The organism is Enterococcus sp. C65 (assembly GCF_040887165.1).
Taxonomy (GTDB): domain Bacteria; phylum Bacillota; class Bacilli; order Lactobacillales; family Enterococcaceae; genus Enterococcus_B; species Enterococcus_B hirae.
This window is the reverse complement of record NZ_JBFOFG010000002.1, coordinates 253,580-272,107: the sequence shown is the minus strand read 5'-3', so window position 1 is coordinate 272,107 and position 18,528 is coordinate 253,580. Positions and strand designations below refer to the sequence as shown.

Annotated in this window: 18 protein-coding genes; 6 read left to right on the top strand and 12 right to left on the bottom strand. The window is 36.6% G+C overall.

Annotation, left to right across the window (positions count from 1 at the left end; genetic code table 11):
* Positions 1 to 55 precede the first annotated feature (55 nt).
* The gene (locus AB3I12_RS03370) at positions 56 to 715 is read right to left on the bottom strand and encodes a deoxynucleoside kinase (protein WP_025480266.1); all 660 of its coding nucleotides are present in this window, start codon (positions 713 to 715) and stop codon (positions 56 to 58) included.
* A gap of 314 nt (positions 716 to 1,029) precedes the next feature.
* Here AB3I12_RS03370 and mvk point away from each other — a divergent pair, with 314 nt between their 5' ends.
* The 4 genes from mvk to fni are packed head-to-tail and all read left to right on the top strand — an operon-like array spanning position 1,030 to position 5,088.
* A complete protein-coding gene (gene mvk, locus AB3I12_RS03365; protein ID WP_010720287.1) occupies positions 1,030 to 1,977 on the top strand; it encodes a mevalonate kinase in 948 nt (315 codons plus the stop codon).
* On the top strand, positions 1,970 to 2,947 hold the full coding sequence (mvaD, locus tag AB3I12_RS03360) for a diphosphomevalonate decarboxylase (protein WP_063626468.1): 978 nt from the start codon (positions 1,970 to 1,972) through the stop codon (positions 2,945 to 2,947). Before mvk ends, mvaD begins: the two co-directional genes overlap by 8 nt.
* Before the next feature lie 12 nt (positions 2,948 to 2,959).
* On the top strand, positions 2,960 to 4,045 hold the full coding sequence (locus AB3I12_RS03355) for a phosphomevalonate kinase (protein ID WP_010720289.1): 1,086 nt from the start codon (positions 2,960 to 2,962) through the stop codon (positions 4,043 to 4,045).
* The gene (gene fni / locus AB3I12_RS03350) at positions 4,042 to 5,088 is read left to right on the top strand and encodes a type 2 isopentenyl-diphosphate Delta-isomerase (RefSeq protein WP_063626467.1); all 1,047 of its coding nucleotides are present in this window, start codon (positions 4,042 to 4,044) and stop codon (positions 5,086 to 5,088) included. Before AB3I12_RS03355 ends, fni begins: the two co-directional genes overlap by 4 nt.
* Before the next feature lie 244 nt (positions 5,089 to 5,332).
* Here fni and AB3I12_RS03345 read toward each other — a convergent pair whose 3' ends face one another.
* From AB3I12_RS03345 to tgt, 4 genes are all read right to left on the bottom strand, one after another.
* Positions 5,333 to 6,469 carry a hypothetical protein gene (locus AB3I12_RS03345; protein ID WP_063626466.1) on the bottom strand — a complete coding sequence of 379 codons (1,137 nt, stop codon included), beginning with the start codon at positions 6,467 to 6,469 and terminating at the stop codon, positions 5,333 to 5,335.
* Positions 6,470 to 6,829: 360 nt separating this feature from the next.
* Positions 6,830 to 9,427 (bottom strand): bifunctional acetaldehyde-CoA/alcohol dehydrogenase, encoded by a 2,598-nt coding sequence (adhE, locus tag AB3I12_RS03340; RefSeq protein WP_063626465.1) that lies wholly within the window; start codon positions 9,425 to 9,427, stop codon positions 6,830 to 6,832.
* A 273-nt stretch (positions 9,428 to 9,700) separates the two neighbouring features.
* Positions 9,701 to 10,090 carry a preprotein translocase subunit YajC gene (gene yajC / locus AB3I12_RS03335; protein ID WP_010720295.1) on the bottom strand — a complete coding sequence of 130 codons (390 nt, stop codon included), beginning with the start codon at positions 10,088 to 10,090 and terminating at the stop codon, positions 9,701 to 9,703.
* Positions 10,091 to 10,182: 92 nt separating this feature from the next.
* A complete protein-coding gene (gene tgt, locus AB3I12_RS03330; protein ID WP_010720296.1) occupies positions 10,183 to 11,328 on the bottom strand; it encodes a tRNA guanosine(34) transglycosylase Tgt in 1,146 nt (381 codons plus the stop codon).
* 208 nt (positions 11,329 to 11,536) lie between these two features.
* On the opposite strand from tgt, the gene AB3I12_RS03325 reads away from it, so the two are divergent.
* The gene (locus AB3I12_RS03325; protein ID WP_063626464.1) at positions 11,537 to 12,238 is read left to right on the top strand and encodes a DUF975 family protein; all 702 of its coding nucleotides are present in this window, start codon (positions 11,537 to 11,539) and stop codon (positions 12,236 to 12,238) included.
* Positions 12,239 to 12,339: 101 nt separating this feature from the next.
* Here AB3I12_RS03325 and AB3I12_RS03320 read toward each other — a convergent pair whose 3' ends face one another.
* Complete coding sequence (locus AB3I12_RS03320; RefSeq protein WP_223609961.1) at positions 12,340 to 12,549, bottom strand: PepSY domain-containing protein; 210 nt, start codon at positions 12,547 to 12,549, stop codon at positions 12,340 to 12,342.
* Positions 12,537 to 12,962 (bottom strand): hypothetical protein, encoded by a 426-nt coding sequence (locus AB3I12_RS03315; RefSeq protein ID WP_063626463.1) that lies wholly within the window; start codon positions 12,960 to 12,962, stop codon positions 12,537 to 12,539. The genes AB3I12_RS03320 and AB3I12_RS03315 overlap by 13 nt, the downstream gene beginning before the upstream one ends.
* A gap of 369 nt (positions 12,963 to 13,331) precedes the next feature.
* Here AB3I12_RS03315 and AB3I12_RS03310 point away from each other — a divergent pair, with 369 nt between their 5' ends.
* Positions 13,332 to 14,510 carry a hypothetical protein gene (locus AB3I12_RS03310; RefSeq protein ID WP_063626462.1) on the top strand — a complete coding sequence of 393 codons (1,179 nt, stop codon included), beginning with the start codon at positions 13,332 to 13,334 and terminating at the stop codon, positions 14,508 to 14,510.
* 272 nt (positions 14,511 to 14,782) lie between these two features.
* Here the strand turns inward: AB3I12_RS03310 and AB3I12_RS03305 are convergent, their stop codons facing one another.
* The 5 genes from AB3I12_RS03305 to AB3I12_RS03285 all read right to left on the bottom strand — a co-directional run bounded on the left by AB3I12_RS03305 (position 14,783) and on the right by AB3I12_RS03285 (position 18,388).
* On the bottom strand, positions 14,783 to 15,199 hold the full coding sequence (locus tag AB3I12_RS03305; RefSeq protein ID WP_063626461.1) for an Ohr family peroxiredoxin: 417 nt from the start codon (positions 15,197 to 15,199) through the stop codon (positions 14,783 to 14,785).
* 318 nt (positions 15,200 to 15,517) lie between these two features.
* Positions 15,518 to 16,189 carry a sugar transferase gene (locus AB3I12_RS03300; RefSeq protein ID WP_063626460.1) on the bottom strand — a complete coding sequence of 224 codons (672 nt, stop codon included), beginning with the start codon at positions 16,187 to 16,189 and terminating at the stop codon, positions 15,518 to 15,520.
* A gap of 77 nt (positions 16,190 to 16,266) precedes the next feature.
* Positions 16,267 to 17,121 carry a hypothetical protein gene (locus tag AB3I12_RS03295; protein WP_063626459.1) on the bottom strand — a complete coding sequence of 285 codons (855 nt, stop codon included), beginning with the start codon at positions 17,119 to 17,121 and terminating at the stop codon, positions 16,267 to 16,269.
* A 15-nt stretch (positions 17,122 to 17,136) separates the two neighbouring features.
* Positions 17,137 to 17,808 (bottom strand): class D sortase, encoded by a 672-nt coding sequence (locus AB3I12_RS03290; RefSeq protein ID WP_081248799.1) that lies wholly within the window; start codon positions 17,806 to 17,808, stop codon positions 17,137 to 17,139.
* On the bottom strand, positions 17,801 to 18,388 hold the full coding sequence (locus AB3I12_RS03285; protein ID WP_063626458.1) for a hypothetical protein: 588 nt from the start codon (positions 18,386 to 18,388) through the stop codon (positions 17,801 to 17,803). Before AB3I12_RS03285 ends, AB3I12_RS03290 begins: the two co-directional genes overlap by 8 nt.
* Between the last annotated feature and the right edge of the window lie 140 nt (positions 18,389 to 18,528).

The following is an 18,528-nucleotide window of genomic DNA, read 5'->3' as shown; positions in this document are numbered from 1 at the left end:
GCTTAGATATCGAAGTTAGATCCTGTCTTCTTTATACTATCATTTTTTATTGGACTCAAGAAACAAAGACTTCTTGACGAATTTCTGCTAACTTTGCTTCAATCATGTTCAGCACTTCTACTTTTGCTTGGGGATCTTCCACAAAATTGAATCGATCGCCATCAATTTGGATTTTGGGACTTTCATTGTACTCGTCATACCATTGATCATAGCGACGATTCAATTCTTTGTAATAATCATATAAGCTTGGATCGAAGGAAAGTTGTTCATATGATCGTCCTCTTTTTTCGATCCGTTCAAGCATCGTATCAAATGAAACACGAATATGAACCAATAAATCCGGATGTTTTTTATGTGCGGCATACGGCAACTCTTCCATCATATTTGCTAATAGCTCGTCATATACTCGAACTTCTGTTTCAGTTGCCCGACCCAAATCAGCATTCAAATGAAAAAGCAAAGAATCTTCATAGATCGAACGATCTAAAACATTGTTGTCTTCTTTCATTGCCTGCTTGATACTTTCAAAACGTTTATTCAAAAAATAGATTTGTAACAAAAACGCATACTGCTCAGGATTGGCATAAAATAAAGGCAATACCTCATTATCCTCGATTGACTCATAAAAAGCTCGACTTCCAAAGTGTTCAGCCATCATTTCTGTTAAACTTGATTTTCCAGCGCCAATGGTACCTGCTAAAACAATCACACTCATTAACCTCCAACTCACTTTATCACTAAATGTTGTGTCTTTTTCCAATTCTTTTTAAATATACCCCCAATATCTGGTGGTGTCAATTAGGAATAACAGGATATTTCCATTCATAAAATTCAATAAAATCTTAAGAAAAAAGAGGTTTTTCAACAGAAAACGTATTCTTTATTTTACTTCTGGGAAGGTTTTAGTAAAATAAAGATGAATTGTTTTTTGAACTTCTATGTTATACAATCTGTTCGTTAGCGCAAAGGATCCAAGGCGCTTTATTTTTTGCTCAAAAAAGTTATGGGAATAAAAGAAGGAGTTAGATTATGGCAAATTATGGCCAAGGGGAATCAAATGGTAAAATTATTCTGATGGGCGAACATGCAGTTGTCTACGGCGAACCGGCAATCGCTTTTCCTTTTCAGGCAGCAAAAGTAGTTGCTTCCTTGAATGAACACATCACTTCGTCAGGAGATCAGCTTGTTTCTTCCTACTATACAGGAATACTGCGTGATGCCCCACATTCGTTAAAAAACATCAAGCAGTTAGTATTCAACTTAAAAAAGGAACTGCAAATTGAGCAATCATTAGAGTTAACTATTCACAGCACTATCCCTGCCGAACGTGGAATGGGCTCAAGCGCTGCAGTAGCTACGGCAGTTACTCGTGCCTTTTACGATTATCTCGAACAACCACTTTCTCGCGAACAGCTCTTGACAAATGTCCAAATTTCAGAAAAAATTGCCCATGGTAATCCTAGCGGTATCGATGCTGCGGCAACAAGCAGTTTAGAACCAATCTACTTTGTGAAAGGACACCCGTTTGATTATTTCTCTTTAAATATCGACGCTTTTTTGATTGTCGCTGATACCGGAATCAAAGGTCAGACGCGAGCAGTGGTCAAAGACGTTGCTCATTTATTTGAAAAAGATCAGCAGAAAGTTGGACAAAAAATCCAACAACTAGGATACTTAACAAGGCAAGCCAAAAAAGCCATTGTTAAAAATAACCCCGAGCATTTAGCCCAAGCGATGAATGAAGCCCAACTAATTTTAAAAAATTTAACGATCAGCAACGATTTTCTTGATGTATTGATCGAAACCGCTAGAGATTCAGGCGCTTTGGGAGCAAAACTAACTGGTGGTGGTCGAGGTGGCTGCATGATTGCGCTAGCTCAAACAAAAACAAAAGCCCAAGAAATCAGCGAAGCCCTCTTACAAGCGGGAGCAGCTGCAACTTGGATTCAAGGATTAGGAGTACATACCTATGTTTAAAGGCAAAGCACGAGCATATACGAATATCGCCCTTATCAAGTACTGGGGTAAAAAAAATGAATCGTTGATTCTCCCAATGAATAACAGCTTATCACTCACATTAGATGCATTTTATACGGAAACTGAAGTCAGCTTTTCAGAAGCTTACACGGAAGACCAATTTTATTTAGATAATCAATTGCAAGATGAAAAAGCAACCAAAAAAATCAGTACTTTTTTGGATATTGTGAGAGAAAAAGCGGGTACCACGAAAAAAGCAAAAGTGATCAGCCAGAATTTCGTTCCGACTGCTGCGGGTTTAGCTTCTTCTGCCAGCGGCTTAGCGGCTTTAGCCGGAGCATGCAACGAGGCATTGAAATTAGGGTTAGATGACCAAGCTTTATCAAGACTGGCTCGTAGAGGATCAGGTTCCGCTTGTCGGAGTATTTTTGGTGGATTTGTTGAATGGGAAAAAGGACACGATGATCAAAGTTCGTATGCTCATCCAATTTCCTCAGACGGTTTTGAAGATCACTTAGCGATGGTCTTTCTATTGTTGAATGAGCAAAAAAAAGATGTCTCAAGTCGTGATGGTATGCGCCGAACGGTTGAAACTTCAAGTTTTTATCAAGGATGGTTAGATTCTGTCGAAGCCGATCTTTATCAATTAAAACAAGCAATCAAAACTAAGAACTTTCAACTTCTAGGCGAAACTATGGAACAAAATGGGTTAAAAATGCATGGAACGACATTAGCTGCACGTCCGCCATTTACCTACTGGTCTCCTGATAGTTTAAAAGCCATGCAAGCGGTGCGGGATTTAAGAAACCAGGGGATTCCTTGTTACTTTACTATGGATGCTGGCCCAAATGTGAAAGTGCTAGTTCAAAAAGACCATCTAGATAAGGTCAAAACAGCATTTAGTGACTTATTTAGTAGCCAACAAGTCATTTCGGCTTTTGCAGGTCCAGGAATGACGATTATTGAATAAAGGGAGATTTTTATGATTGAAGTATCTGCACCAGGAAAACTTTATATTGCTGGAGAATACGCAGTTGTTGAAACCGGACATCCGGCTATCATCGTAGCCATTGATCAATTTGTTACTGTAACTGTTGAAACCGCACGAAAAGTCGGCAGCATCCAATCTGAGCAATATAGTGGCATGCCGATTCGTTGGACTCGGCGTGATGGTGAACTTGTCTTGGATATTCGTGAAAATCCATTTCATTATATCCTTGCTGCCATTCGTTTGACTGAAAAATACGCACGAGAAAAAAATATTTTACTTTCTTTTTATGACCTAAAAGTGACAAGTGAATTGGATAGTTCTAACGGACGCAAATACGGTCTAGGCTCAAGTGGCGCCGTAACTGTCGCAACAGTCAAGGCATTGAATATGTTTTATGCGTTAAATCTTACACAGATTGAAATTTTCAAAATTGCTGCACTAGCAAATTTAACGGTTCAAGATAATGGCTCTTGTGGAGATATTGCAGCTAGTTGTTATGGTGGTTGGATTGCTTTTTCAACCTTTGATCACCAGTGGCTCCAAGAACAAGAAAAACAACATACGATCGTTGAACTCATCGAAATGGATTGGCCTGGTTTATCCATTGAGTCTCTTCCGACACCGAAAGATCTGCGTTTACTGATTGGTTGGACTGGCAGTCCTGCATCAACTTCTGATTTAGTCGATCAAGTCCATCGCTCACGTAAGGAAAAAATGGTAGCCTATCAAAAATTTTTACAAGACAGTACATTATGCGTCCATGAAATGATTAAAGGATTCAAAGAGAATAATATTGATTTGATCCAAGCTATGATCAGAAAAAACCGACAACTACTCCATGAGCTATCTTCAATTACGGGCGTATTGATCGAAACGCCTGCTTTAAATAAATTATGTAGCTTAGCAGAAGAATACGAGGGCGCAGCAAAATCATCTGGAGCAGGTGGTGGCGATTGTGGTATCGTAATCGTGGATCAAAAATCCGGTATCTTGCCTTTGATGAGCGCTTGGGAATTAGCAGAAATTACACCCTTGCCATTACACGTCTATAGTAACCAACGAAAGGAAAAAGGATGAATCGAAAAGATGAACATGTCTCATTAGCTAAAGCTTTTCATAGTAAACAAAAAAATGAATTTGATACGGTTCGAATCGTTCATAACCCCTTACCTGAAGTTTCCATGTCAGAGATTGATCTACATACGACTGTTGCTGGCTTAACTTTAGACTATCCTTTATATATCAATGCTATGACTGGTGGAAGTGAAAAAACTAAAAAAATCAACCATGATTTAGCGATGATCGCAAAAGAAACAAATTTAATGATTGCCACGGGTTCAGTCAGTGCAGCTTTAAAAGATCCTGCTTTAAGCGACTCTTACACGATCATGCGTGACGTTTATCCAGAAGGAAAGATCCTTGCCAACGTAGGAGCCGGCACCTCTTTAGCACGAGCAAAAGAGGCGATTGAACTATTTCAAGCCGATGCTTTACAACTCCATCTCAATGCACCACAAGAATTGGTAATGCCTGAAGGGGATCGTGATTTTTCCAATTGGAAAGAATTGATCAAAGAAATCAGCGAAGGCATTTCGGTTCCTTTGATCGTGAAAGAAGTCGGTTTTGGTATGACTAGAGAAACGATCGATGAACTAGCCGAGTTGGGGGTTCAGACAATCGATATCAGTGGACGAAGCGGAACCAGCTTCACTCAAATCGAAAATGCTCGTCGCAAAAAAAGAGAGTTAGATTATTTAGTCGATTGGGGACAATCAACGGTTACTTCTCTGCTAGAGGCAAACGAAGCCCAACATCAAGTAGAGATTCTTGCTTCTGGTGGTATTCGCAATGCCTTCGACCTCTTCAAAGCACTTTGTCTTGGTGCCAATGCAGTAGGCGTTTCTGGAACGATCTTAACGCATCTCATGACACACGGCGTGGCAGAAACGATCCAACTAGTCCAACAATGGCAAGCAGAACTTCAACGGCTATTGACCATGGTAGGAGCTAAAACTATCAAAGAACTTCATCACCAGCCCTTGATCTTATCTGGAACTACTAAAAATTGGTGCGAAGCCCGAGGAATACCTCTGACCAAATATGGCACACGAAAGAAATAAACAAATCGATTCAACTCAAAAAGGTTGTCCAATCATCGAAAAGATGAATGACGACCTTTTTTGTCTACAAAAATACAAAGTTCCCTTAGAATGAAGAATGAGATTTTCTTATGGCGTTGACTCTATTTTACCCTTCACCAATTGCCTCATACTTTTGTTCTAGTTTTCATGCGATAAATAATAGGATACCAATTCTTTTTCATCTGATAAACAAAAATAAAACCTATGTATCTTTGACAAACGGCTATAATTCCATTCCTGGCATCATTGGCGGAGCGCTAGGTTTTATTATACCCATCCCCTTCCCTATCTCAGGATTACTCGTTTCACATACTTTCCCTAGTTCTTTGCTTATTAGATCAGTCAATTGTTTTTTCCCCTGCTGTTTTTCCTGAACTGCTGTTTCACGCTTAAAGTTATCTGGATTGGTTAGTAGATAACTATAAATATCTCTCCGACTCATCTGAAGATCTCGTTCTATTTTTTTTCGCTTTTTATCCACTTTACCAGCACTAAATAAATTGAGCGTTTTTCCGCCAGGACTAATCCTGAATCGTATATTTTTTTCTAGCTGCATAGCTCTTTTAAGATATAAACGTATTATGACATAATGGTCTATTTTATTTTGATTAAAACAAGGGTTCTTTACATTCCCTAATTTTTTTAACGTTTGATCTAACTCCTTGAGATTGTGGAGATTATTTTTTAATTGTTGCTTTCGTTGTTTTTCAGTCAATTCTTTAGTAACCAGTTTTAGTTCTTTTGTTGTTACTTTTTCTTTTGCTGCTATATTTTTTTCGGTTGCTGCTTCCTCTTCTGTTACTACATTATTTTTTGTTGCTGCTTCCTCTTTTAGTTTGCCATCCTCCGGTGTATTTTTTTCATCTGCGACAACTTTAGTGTTCACCACGTACTTTAATAAAGAATGATCGATCCATTTTTCACCTCTCCTACCAGTTAAATACTGCATTTCCTTCGTCAGTTTTTTTATCTCAGACTTGCAATTTTTGATTTCTTTTGCTATTTTTTTAAGCTCGTTTTTTTTGCTCTTGATCGTTTCACCATGTACTCGCTTGGTGCTTTTATATAATGCATTTTTTTGTTCTTTCACTGCGTTTTGAAGTTCCTGCTCACAGTCTTCCTTTTTTTTTATTTGAGTATGCTTTTTCTTATACCAATCCTCTCTTTTCTTAGCCCGTTCTTCAATTTCTCTCTTTAGTTCATGTTTCAACTCTATGTATAGCTCAGTGTATTTGTGTACGTTTTCAAGTGGTTCTAAGTTTTCCCGCAATTTGACTTCTAATGAATCAACGGTTGACATCAATTGTTCTTTTCCCATATTTTCTTGATTTTTTGTTTTCTCAAATACTGGTTTTGTCATCCTAACAACTTCCTTTCTTTTTTCATTTTTACTTATCTAAAGTAACATGGTTCATTGGTCTTGATAAAACTACTTTTTCTAAAAAAGCGAATTAATCGTTTTTTTCTAACAAAAGAAATTCCTACGCTAGTTCTAACGAGATTGTTCCCCTTTCCGACAAAAAAAAGGGACTGGGACAAAAGTTGTCTCAGTCTCTTCTAGTATCTCTAAAAACGAATAAACGGTGAGACAAAAGTAGCATCTTCGGAAATAAGCCGAAATTTACCAAAAATTTGAGAAGCAATTTTCGGAAATTCCTTCTTATTTCTTGATGCTGAACACTTTTGTCTCAACCTCTTGATTAACTATAATTGTATTGAATTAACTATTATAAGCATCAATAATGATTTGTTTTAGCTCACTGATCAATGGCTCTTTTGGATTTGCTGTTGTACATTGATCTTCATAAGCAAGTTCTGCCATACGGTCAACCGTTGAATCTAAGGTTTCTTGTGTCACACCTTGAGCCTTCAAGCTCATATTGATTCCAACTGATTGTCCTAATTCATAAACTGCTGTTGCTAAAGCTTCAACTAATTCCGCTGTTGTTTGTCCTTTTAACCCTAAGAACTTAGCAATATCTGCATAGTCTGTATCTGCACGGAAGTAATCATATTTAGGGAACATTGCATGTTTTTGTGGATCTTTTGCATTATAGCGGATGATATGTGGTAATAAAATGGCATTTGTACGACCATGTGGGATACCATATTCTCCACCAATTTTATGCGCAACTGAGTGACAAATTCCTAAGAAGGCATTCGCAAATGCCATCCCTGCCATTGTAGAAGCGTTGTGCATTTTTTCTCGTGATTCCATATCAGGAGTTTTCACTGATTTTTCTAGGTAATCGAAGACTAATTTGATTGCTTGTAAGCTCAAGCCTCTTGTATAATCAGAAGCCATAACAGAAACATAAGACTCAATCGCATGAGTTAATACGTCCATCCCTGTATCTGCCGTGACAGAAGCTGGTACTGACATGACAAATTGTGGGTCGACGATTGCTACATCTGGTGTTAATGCATAATCTGCCAATGGATATTTCACATGTGTATCACTATCTGTGATAACGGCAAAAGGTGTTACTTCAGAACCCGTTCCTGAAGTTGTCGGAATACACACAAATTGTGTTTTTTCTGGTTTATCGATCTTATATGTCCGTTTACGGATATCTAAGAATTTTTGTTTTGCTCCAAAGAATGAAGTATCTGGGTGTTCATAGAACATCCACATTCCTTTAGCAGCATCCATTGCAGAACCGCCACCTAATGCAATCACTGTGTCTGGTTTGAAATCAGCCATCAATTTCGTTCCTGCATAGACTGTGTTTGTTGAAGGATTTGGCTCAACTTCTGAGAAGACTTCGATTTTCACATCATTCTTACGTCTTGATAGTACTTCACGAACCGTATCACAGTAACCAAACTGCACCATACCAGGATCACAAACGATCATGACACGCTCTACGTTTTCCATTTTTTCTAAATAAAGCAAAGAGTTCTTTTCAAAGAAGATTTTTGGTGGTAATTTGAACCATTGCATATTATTTCTCCGTTTCGCTACAGTTTTGACATTGATCAAGTTGATGGCACTTACATTTCTAGAAACAGAATTTTTACCATATGAACCACAACCTAAAGTTAGTGAAGGGATCATTTCGTTATAGATATTTCCGATTCCACCTTCTGCTGAAGGAGTATTTACTAAGATACGGCAAGCTTTCATCCGTAGACCAAACTTCACATGAAGCTCTTCATCCTCTGAGTGAATCACTGCAGTATGGCCTAATCCGCCTAAGTTCAACATTCCTTCGCATAATTCAAAGGCATGTTCTGTATTGTTTGCTTTAACCATTGCAAGTACTGGAGAAAGTTTTTCACGTGAAAGAGGGTAATCCGCTCCGACACCTTCTAATTCAGCTACTAACATTTTTGTCCCTTCTGGAACTTTGATGCCAGCTAGTTTTGCAATGTCCATTGCAGAATGTCCAACGATTGCTGGATTTACTGCGTATTTACCTTCATTCATCACTGCATCTTCTAATTTTGAAAGTTCAGCTGGTTTCACAAAATAGACTTGATGTGCTTGGAATTCTGCTTTAACTGCAGCATAGACTTCTTTGTCAACGATTACTGCTTGCTCAGAAGCACAAATCATTCCGTTATCGAACGTTTTAGAAACGATCAAGTCATTCACTGCTCGTTTGATTTTTGCTGTTTTTTCAATATATGCTGGTACATTACCTGGTCCAACACCTAAAGCTGGCTTTCCTGTTGAATAAGCAGATTTCACCATTCCTGCCCCACCAGTAGCTAAAACAATTGCGATCCCTGGATGATTCATCAACATTGAAGTCGCTTCAATCGATGGATGTTCAATCCATTGAATACAATTTTCAGGTGCGCCAGCTGCGATCGCTGCATCACGAACGACACGTGCTGCTTCAGCAGAAGATTTTTGAGCACTTGGATGGAATGCAAAAACGATTGGGTTTCTTGTTTTCAACGCGATCATTGATTTAAAAATTGTCGTTGATGTTGGGTTAGTTGTTGGAGTTACCCCACAAACCACACCAACTGGTTCAGCAATTTCAATCAAGCCTTTTTGAACATCTTCATTGATGACACCAACTGTTTTATCGTGCTTGATGTTATTCCAAATATATTCAGAAGCATACATATTTTTGATCGCTTTATCTTCATAGATTCCACGACCAGTTTCTTCAACTGCCATTTTAGCTAACGGCATATGTTGATCTAATGCTGCCATTGCCATTTCATGCACAATATGATCTACTTTTTCTTGATCAAAGTTTTCCATCTCTTTTAATGCGACATTTGCTTTCGTTGCTAATTCATCAATCATTCCTTGAACATCAATAGTTTTTGGTTGTTCTTTCTCCATTACTTTAGCCATTGTCTTCCTCCTAATGGGTCATGGTTGTTTGTTAATTAATTCACATTCTCATCATACAACAAACCTTTTCAGATGTAAACCTTTATTGTGATTTTTTTCACAGTTTTTTAAATTTCGATTAAATCCTTTATTTATCAGTATTTTTATTTATTATCCTAATTATCCAAAGTATTTTATCAAAAAAACAGTTTATTCAAAACTTAACAAAGTCAGAGTTTTAGGATAAAAAAAAGAGCCCGAGACACCGTCTCAGACTCAACTACTAAGCTTTACCTATTTGTTTTCTTTACTATCTTCAGGTGTTTCAACAGTTTCAGTAGCTTCTTCTTTCACTTCTACTGTTTCAGCAACTTTTGGTTCTGTTTTTTCTACCGTATTTACTGTCGAATCATTGGTTACGACAGTTCCAGGTTTAACCGTTTTGATGGCTGCTCGATCGTATTCTAGAAAAATCCCTTCACAATCTATAACGACTGTGCGTTTTTCATTGTCGATCTCTGAAACAACACCATGTAATCCGCCGATTGTAACTACTTCATCGCCTGATTTCATACTGTCTAGTAAATTTTGTCGTTCTTGTTGTTGTTTCTTTTGTGAACGTGACATAAAATACCACATTGCTAAAAGAGCAACGAACATGACTAACATTGGTAATGATCCCATTTTTTTCACCTCACTAACATGTATCTACACACTCAACTTTAGCAGAAAAAGGCGTGAGACACTAGTTTTTTACATAAATTTAGTGAAAAAGATTAGAAACTTTTGGCATTCTCTTTATTAAACCCATATTCCTCAAAAAAGGCTGCTCGAAATTCTAATAAATTGTCATCCATGATCGCTTGACGCACTTGTTTCATCAAGTTTAATAAGAAGTACAAGTTATGGTAAGACGTTAACCGTATCCCAAATGTTTCATCACATTTGATCAAATGACGAATATACGCACGTGTATAATTTTTACATGTGTAGCAGTCACATTTCTCATCGATTGGGCGGAAGTCATGTGCGTATTGTGCATTTTTCACGACTAAGCGTCCTTGTGAAGTCATACAAGTACCATTTCTTGCGATACGTGTAGGCAAGACACAGTCAAACATATCGACTCCTCTAATCACGCCGTCAATCAATGAATCTGCTGCACCAACACCCATTAAATAACGTGGTTTATCCTCAGGGATCAATGGTGTTGTAAACTCTAACACACGGTTCATTTCTGATTTAGGTTCGCCAACAGACAAACCACCGATTGAATAGCCAGGGAAATCCATTGAAATCAAATCTTTTGCACTTTGGCGACGTAAATCTTCAAACCCAGCTCCTTGAATGATACCAAATAATCCTTGACGATCAGGATTCAGATGGGCTTTTAAGCCTCGCTCAGCCCAACGTGAGGTTCTTTCCACTGATTTTTTGACATAATCATAGCTTTCATCAAAAGGAGGACATTCATCGAAGCTCATCATGATGTCTGATCCTAATTTATTTTGGATATTAATTGCTTTTTCTGGTGATAAAAACATCCGAGAACCATTTAAATGATTTTTAAAATGGACGCCCTCTTCTTCGATGTTACGCATATCGCTTAGCGAGAACACTTGAAAACCACCTGAATCTGTCAAAATCGGTTGATCCCAATTCATGAACTTGTGTAAGCCGCCTGCTTCTTCTACCAAGTCTTCTCCAGGTCGTAACCATAAATGGTACGTATTACTTAAAATGACTCCCGCACCCATTGCTTTTAATTCTTCAGGTGACATGGTTTTGACAGTTGCTAGTGTTCCCACAGGCATAAACATTGGTGTGGGAAATGTCCCATGAGGAGTAATCAATTCACCAAGACGGGCACCGGTATGTTTTTCTTTTTTGATTAAACGATAACGAATGGCAGGTTGTGTCATTCAATTCCCTACTTTCTCTATAATAATCGCATTGACAACTCCCATCATCATAATCGTTCTAACTCTTTTTTGCAAGGGTTCATTGGGTGACAGGTGTTTATTTAACCTTCATTTTTTAAAAAAATTATAATAACAGATAAAAGATAAAGAAAGCTAAATTGTTTCTTCTTTGTTATACTTATGGCATAAATAAAAAGGAGTGAAACTCATGCTATCTTCAAAAGAACTGAAACAACAAGCAAAAGACAGTTTAAAAGGACGCTGGGGACAAGCTGTATTATTGAATTTAGTCCCAACGTTAATCACAATTGCACTCATTATGATCATTGCTATCCCGACTGCTTTATTATTGGCTCATTCTTATAATGATCCTGCAGCTGTCCAAGATATGGCAAACAATACCAACGGAGGTGCTGCTTCTAGCGGTGGTGGTATTGTGTCTGGTATTATCAGCGCACTATTTATGAGTGGGATCTCATGGACCTATCTAGATATCCTGCGTGGAACCAAATCGACCATCGAACCATTTAAAGATGCCTTTCGTGGTTTTACAGGATTATTTCTTGGTGGTGTGATTTTACTAGCTATTTTGATTTCGATCTTCACTACTTTATGGGCGTTATTATTCGTTATTCCTGGTATCATCAAAAGTTATTCTTATTCCCAAAGTTACTTCATTTACTATGATGTTATCACTGAAACAGGGGAAAAACCGAGTGTTCTCAATACGATCACTGCTAGTCGTAAATTAATGGATGGCTACAAAGGTAAATTGTTCTGGCTTGATTTATCCTTTATTGGCTGGCATATTTTAGCCATGTTAACTGCTGGAGTTGGTTATTTATGGTTAAATCCTTATATTACAGCAACTAAAGCAGCTTTTTATGAACAATTGCCAAAAAACGTATAAAAATCAATGTCCAATGAAACGACCCTCAAAAGTTAGACCAAAAATCTAACTTTTGAGGGTCGTTTCACATGCTTCAGCCGCAGTCGCTTTTTTCATTTCGCTCACTTCTGCTCAGCTTTTAGAACTTCGCCAGTATACGCATCAACTTTGACTGTCACTTTTTTTATTTTTTCTTTAATAGTAATTGTCCAATACGATTTTCCTGATTGTCTTTCGAGATACCACATTACTGCTTTTCCTGTCCCAGTCGTTTTTTCAGCTACATTTTCAGCTACTTTAGTAACTTCCGATAAACTTTTTAAGTTTTTGATATTGAACAGATCTGCGGATTTCTCGGTAGTGGCTTGTTCGTGTTTGTTTCGTCTGCGATGTTTTTTTTGATGTTCGCTGTTTTAGTTGAAATTCTTACACTGCATTCTTCAGTTGCATCTCTACCAGTAATTTCGTAATAGTAAGGACCAACAGTCTGACTAACTTTAACAGAAGTAATCGCTTGATTAGGATAACAAGTCTGATAAGTTTCAAGTGCTTCTTTTAATGATACATTGAATTTTTCCGGCTCCTCAATTTCATCCGCAGATGTGGACGAACTAGAAACATTGGCAACCTTGATTTCTTTCGTTTCATTCCCATAATTTTCATGCGGAAAATTAAAAACAAACATCACCAACATCCCCAAACTAAAACTAGTTAATACCGTTAAACACCATACAAACAACTTCATCTTTTCCGCTCCTTCACAATCAATTGTTAGATTCTTGAAATGAACGATTAATCGTTCTTTTTTAGGAGTTTGAGGCTGGGACAGTTTCTTGCTCCAGCCTCGTGAGAGAATATTAAGAGATAAAAATTAGCAAATCATCTCTATGTACTTATTCTACTGAATCCAAACGAAGAAAATTTCTTTATTTTTTTTCAAATGTTTTTTTTGTAAGAAATAAAACAAAAAAATAGTTGTTCAAACCTTCTATTCATTAGAATTCTAAAATCTAATGACTTCGACTCAAAAAGAAAAAAAACAAAATTGAAGGAAGGATTAAAATAACCTAGGTACTACAAGAAAAAAAGCAATAAGGAGTTAATCGTATCATCTATGAAAAAAAAGAAGCAAATTCAATCTTATTTTTTACTTAGTTTCATCTCACTGCTCGTCGTAGCGATCTGCTTATCTATTCCCGCCTTTTCTCAAACCATTACTGAAGAAAAGACGTCTACTACTTCTCAAGATCTTGATCTATTAAATCTTTTTAAGTACTATTTACCTGGTTTAACTACATCAGATGATGTGTCAGTTGAATTTTACGATGAGAACTTACAAAAGTTAGATGAACAAAAAGTATCAATAAAAAAAGAAATGTTGGAAGTAAGGAAAACAGAAAATCAAATCGAAGCTATCAGCCACTACGATCAGCTGAATGATTTGATGTTAACGATTGGAAAAGTTTCTAAAAATCAAACTTGGCAAATATCTAATGCTTATTTACTCCCTCTTTCGACAGAAAATACCACCAATAAATTTGCTAGTAGAAAAGAAGTTCTGAATAAAGTTTATACAGATTATGTCTCGCCTTATCATGATTTACGAGCCGTATCAGCTATTGATGGCGATGATCCTGACTATGAAGGCTATACTGGCGGATGGCATACTTACGATGAATTAGTTGATACGCCGACAGCTTCTTCTAAAAGTTTAGAAGTATATGCAGATGGAAAAAAAATTGTCGGAGACGGTACTTTTTCGACTGAAGAACTTAAAATAGTCACCACAAACTTAGTCCAAGCGGTCAATACAAAAAAAAGAAATGGCACTGGGCGACCTGTGTTACGAGAAAAAGTCATCTATACGATCATCGGTGGGAAAATTGATGTGGAAGTGGAAGCTATTCCTTTAGAAGACGTAACATTAAAAGATTATGCTTTTTTGCAAGCTACAACAAATGATTTTAATAATAGTTTACTGGCACCAGGCGATCCACTTTACCCTTATGAAATCAGGAACTTTACAAAAGATATTTGGGGATCTTCGAGAAAACATTCTGAAACTAATGAACTCATCTTATCTGACGGTTCCAATCAGTTGAGTTTAACAATTGATCCTACTGTTGGAATTGGCAACTATCAATATAATCCTACAGACAGTATTTGGTTTTATCGTTCCTATGGTAAAGTATACTTTAACCCAATTGCTACCAAAGACTTGGCTCCATTGCGCCTAGTAAAAGGACAAGGCTTTGTAGCAAAAGGATCCTATCAATTTTCACACACAGAATAATGATCAAAGCGCTTCTCACTTCAACAGCCGAATCATTTAAAAATAGGCTAAAGCCATTTCTAGATGATTCGGATTTTTTGTTTGGCTATATTTTTTGAGCTCTATTCTTACAGTCTTTTTAGGAATGAGCGAAATTTCAAAAGTTAGTTCTTGTCTTATTTTTTCCAGATAAAAAAACTAGAAGCTTCCCCCAAGAGGCTTCTAGTTTAAGATTAACTTGAAATAAATGAATGAATGGATGGATCCCTTTTTATATATTAAAACTATATTTTTTAGAAATCTTCATTAACAACTTCTATGATTACTTTTGTATTTCCTCTCAGCGCTTTAGAATAAGGGCAAACTTGATCTGCTTCTCCCACTAAGCGCACAGCTTCTTCTCTTGACATTCCTTCAATGAATACCTCTAATAAAACTTCAATAGAAAAATTAGCATCTCCATGGTTCATCAAAGCAACAGTTGCTCGGACAGAAGTTGTATTATCAAGTTTTTTTCTTGACATTACTAGCTCCAAAGCTCCATTGAAACATGCGCTGTACGCAGCAGCAAAAAGCTCTTCAGGATTTGTTGCATCTGCTACACCTGAGCCTGGCGAAGTTACATTATATAGAAAATCCTTCTCTTTTGAATAGATTTTTCCTTCTCTTCCACCAGTATTGATGGTTACTGCTTCATAGATCTTACTCATATGAATCAACCTCCTAAAATGATAAGTAAAATAAAAGATCCAGTAAATCTTTTATTTATCAAAATTCTACCTCATTGATTTACTACATTTTTTCTTTTAAAAGAAGCCGTGAATAACCAAACTGCAAAAATAAAAAATAGGCTACGTATTCGTTAACTAATTTATTGACAAAAAAGTGGCCATAAACAGCTCGTCCTGTTTATGACCTTATTCAAAAACATTCCCTTAAAAAATAAAACAAAATTTTGAAATCAGAGAAAGCTACTTAAACATTTTTTCTTATCTATCAGTGAAACACTCAGATGTGCTTCTTTGATCTTAACAAGCACCTTTTGTGTAAAGCATCTTCCATATGGTTTTTAAAATGATTTTAAAGTCAATTATGATACTACGTTGTTGCACATATTGGAGATCCATCGCAACCATTTCTTTAAAGTTGACATCACTTCTACCATTTACCTGCCATATACCCGTACATCCAGGCTTTACTAGAAGACGTTGTTCATCATGATGGGAATATTGGCGTACTTCTCTAGGCAAAGGCGGTCTAGGACCAACTAAGCTCATCTCACCTTTTAAAACATTCCATAATTGAGGTAATTCATCTAAACTGGTTTTGCGTATAAATTTACCAACTTTAGTGATGCGTGGATCATCTTTGATTTTAAACATCGCACCTTCTATTTCATTCTTGTCTAGTAAATTCTCTAGTTTTTCTTCCGCATCCGTACACATTGATCGAAACTTGTACATTTTAAAAGTACGCTTGTTCTTCCCCACTCTTTCTTGAGAAAATAAGATGGGAGCTCCTGGTTCTTCCAAGTAGATCTTTACAGCAACCCAAAGGAGAATAGGAGAAGTGAGGATCAGTCCAATGATACTTAAAAGAATATCTAATAGTCGTTTGACCATTTCATAACATTTTTTTGGTTTTATCGTTACATAAACGCTATTTTCGAAAGAGATATTTTCTTTTAGTTTCAACTCCATATGACTAACCACCTTTTCTGATAATCAGCTAGATAATGTCTATTTTTTATTTTTGCAAACCAAGTGCTACAAGCAAGTTAGGTTTTCTGTTTTGTAGTTCCTGATTTATGTGTCAATACAACAAAAGTAACAAAGAACAGTATCGATAGAACCAATAATATGATACCCATCTTTATAAAGAGCAGATCAAATGTCCGTAAATAAGTTTGGACAAATTCATAGATACTTTGTGTCATGATCCCTATCCTACTCATCCAACCATTAAAATAGATGATTAGTGGTCCGACTACTAAAGAGAAACCAGTCCCAGCCAATATCATACTGGCATACGAGATTCTTTCTCTATTTGAACGACAGGTCACGAACAACATCCCGCTAATCACACACCAAGTGATCCCTGCCCCAATCATAAAAGCATTTAATGTTGACTTATATTGATTGACCTTTTGGACAAAATTAGCTAAATAGGGGATTTCTATGGCTTGTTTCACTACCTGCATTGAAGAATCAACAAATTGAGCAATTCCCTTATTCATCTGTTCATCTGTTTTCATTTTTTTATCTACTGCATATTGGTTTATTTTTTTGTATAGTTCTTTTTTCACTTCTTCTTCACCTTGTAAGGTGAAAGAATGACCACTATATAATGTATTAACGTATTGCGTCATATTTTTTTCGATCAGAGTGGACGGAATTACATCTTTGACTACCTCTGGCGGGATATTGCTTCCTCGTGCCAAATCTTGGATTTTGTTATTCATTTCTTTTTGAACATTGGATGCATACTGCGAATGGTTTACTTGTTGCTGCATAAATGTTGGCCGCATCAGTGTCATTCGTATGCCAATCAGTGACAGAAAAACAAAGAAAACAAATGAGCACACAAACGCTAAAAACAATTGAGCGGTTCTTTTCGTCAAACTTTTCTTCATTGCTAAAGTCCTTTATTAGTTATTTTCATTGATTTTAGGTCCAGAAATTAAATTTGCTGTTATAAATAAACGCTCGTTTGTCAAACCGAGGCTATTGATTGGATAACACGTATAAAGAATTAATTCACGATTTTTTTGTTGCCTTAGTTCCTTTGCAATTTGCCAATCCGCTTTATTAGCCACTTTTTTATCGGTCACTGTATAGTGATAGTTTCCATAAGTTGTCTGGATGTCTATTTGTTCATTTGGTTGGATATTCAATAGTTTTCCAAAAGAATCAATATTGTGTCCACCAATCAAAGTTGTCCCGATTTCTCCAGGAAAAACAGACCCCATATACTGCCCCGCTCCTTCACGAAGAATGGATTCTGAATCGCCAAAGTAAAGGGGCACCTTTAATTTAAGGGTAGAAATACTAATCTCACCATAGTGTTCACCGTATTTAGGAAATTGAATTTGACTTGAATTGATTCCCGCTTGATTTGTCGAAGTTTTTTTAATGTTGCCGGTTGAAAACGTTCGTTCAAAATTAGGCGCCTCTGAGAGTAATAACACCTGAATAGACGATGAAACAAATTGAATCACTGGCCTTGCAACAAGATAAACAAAACAATAATTTAGGATAAAGAAACAGATCGAAATCAAGCATCCTAGCCCAATCTGTTTCACTAATTGCTTTTTACACACGATACTCACGCCGACGCGCTACAACATAAGCAATAATAGAAACCATTGCTAATGCTCCTGCTGTGATCGCACTCATTGTATAATTCCCACCCGTTTGTTTAATTGCATTCCCCGTCGAATAAACTGGATTGCCTGATGAGTCTACGATCGTTACACCATCTCGATAGAATGTAACAGTTAGATTTAGCAGTTTGCCAATTTCGATAACAATTTGTTTTAATTGTTCAATAATGGGTCTTGGCAAGGATTTAATCAATTGTTTTAATGAATTAACGGATTGAACCTCAACAACTTGCGCATTATCCATAATTAATGTTCGTGCTTGTTTTAAATAATTAGTCACTTCAACTGCAACGTTATCTGACAAGTCATGTACTTTTAAATAATTTTCAGCTTGAGTGATATCTGTCTGATCGAAATGAAAGGCTTTCCCTTTAACAGTGACCCCTTCTTGGAGTTCTTTCAGTATTCCATTTTCGGCATTGGTAATTGCCCCTTGCGTATCTGCATGAACCGCTGCTGGTAACAACAAACATAAAATCGTTGCAACAACACAAAGTGTATTTTTCAATTTTTCCATAGAATTTCTCTCCTTCTTTTCTATATTTGTTACATTATTTATTCTATCTAGCATCTGCAGATCCATTTTTCTTTGTTTTTTATAAAAGATGAAATTATCTTAAAATAACCAAAAAAAATTATTATTTAGTGAATTTTCTC

Excerpts from the sequence above, each read along its gene's own strand:
- AB3I12_RS03310 (WP_063626462.1), top strand. The coding sequence starts at position 13,332 with ATGAAAAAAAAGAAGCAAATTCAATCTTATTTTTTACTTAGTTTCATC.
- AB3I12_RS03285 (WP_063626458.1), bottom strand. The coding sequence starts at position 18,388 with ATGGAAAAATTGAAAAATACACTTTGTGTTGTTGCAACGATTTTATGT.
- AB3I12_RS03305 (WP_063626461.1), bottom strand. The coding sequence starts at position 15,199 with ATGAGTAAGATCTATGAAGCAGTAACCATCAATACTGGTGGAAGAGAA.
- AB3I12_RS03355 (WP_010720289.1), top strand. The coding sequence starts at position 2,960 with ATGATTGAAGTATCTGCACCAGGAAAACTTTATATTGCTGGAGAATAC.
- AB3I12_RS03370 (WP_025480266.1), bottom strand. The coding sequence starts at position 715 with ATGAGTGTGATTGTTTTAGCAGGTACCATTGGCGCTGGAAAATCAAGT.
- AB3I12_RS03300 (WP_063626460.1), bottom strand. The coding sequence starts at position 16,189 with ATGGAGTTGAAACTAAAAGAAAATATCTCTTTCGAAAATAGCGTTTAT.
- tgt (WP_010720296.1), bottom strand. The coding sequence starts at position 11,328 with ATGACACAACCTGCCATTCGTTATCGTTTAATCAAAAAAGAAAAACAT.
- AB3I12_RS03315 (WP_063626463.1), bottom strand. The coding sequence starts at position 12,962 with ATGAAGTTGTTTGTATGGTGTTTAACGGTATTAACTAGTTTTAGTTTG.
- mvk (WP_010720287.1), top strand. The coding sequence starts at position 1,030 with ATGGCAAATTATGGCCAAGGGGAATCAAATGGTAAAATTATTCTGATG.
- adhE (WP_063626465.1), bottom strand. The coding sequence starts at position 9,427 with ATGGCTAAAGTAATGGAGAAAGAACAACCAAAAACTATTGATGTTCAA.
- AB3I12_RS03295 (WP_063626459.1), bottom strand. The coding sequence starts at position 17,121 with ATGAAGAAAAGTTTGACGAAAAGAACCGCTCAATTGTTTTTAGCGTTT.
- AB3I12_RS03345 (WP_063626466.1), bottom strand. The coding sequence starts at position 6,469 with ATGACAAAACCAGTATTTGAGAAAACAAAAAATCAAGAAAATATGGGA.
- fni (WP_063626467.1), top strand. The coding sequence starts at position 4,042 with ATGAATCGAAAAGATGAACATGTCTCATTAGCTAAAGCTTTTCATAGT.
- yajC (WP_010720295.1), bottom strand. The coding sequence starts at position 10,090 with ATGGGATCATTACCAATGTTAGTCATGTTCGTTGCTCTTTTAGCAATG.
- AB3I12_RS03325 (WP_063626464.1), top strand. The coding sequence starts at position 11,537 with ATGCTATCTTCAAAAGAACTGAAACAACAAGCAAAAGACAGTTTAAAA.
- mvaD (WP_063626468.1), top strand. The coding sequence starts at position 1,970 with ATGTTTAAAGGCAAAGCACGAGCATATACGAATATCGCCCTTATCAAG.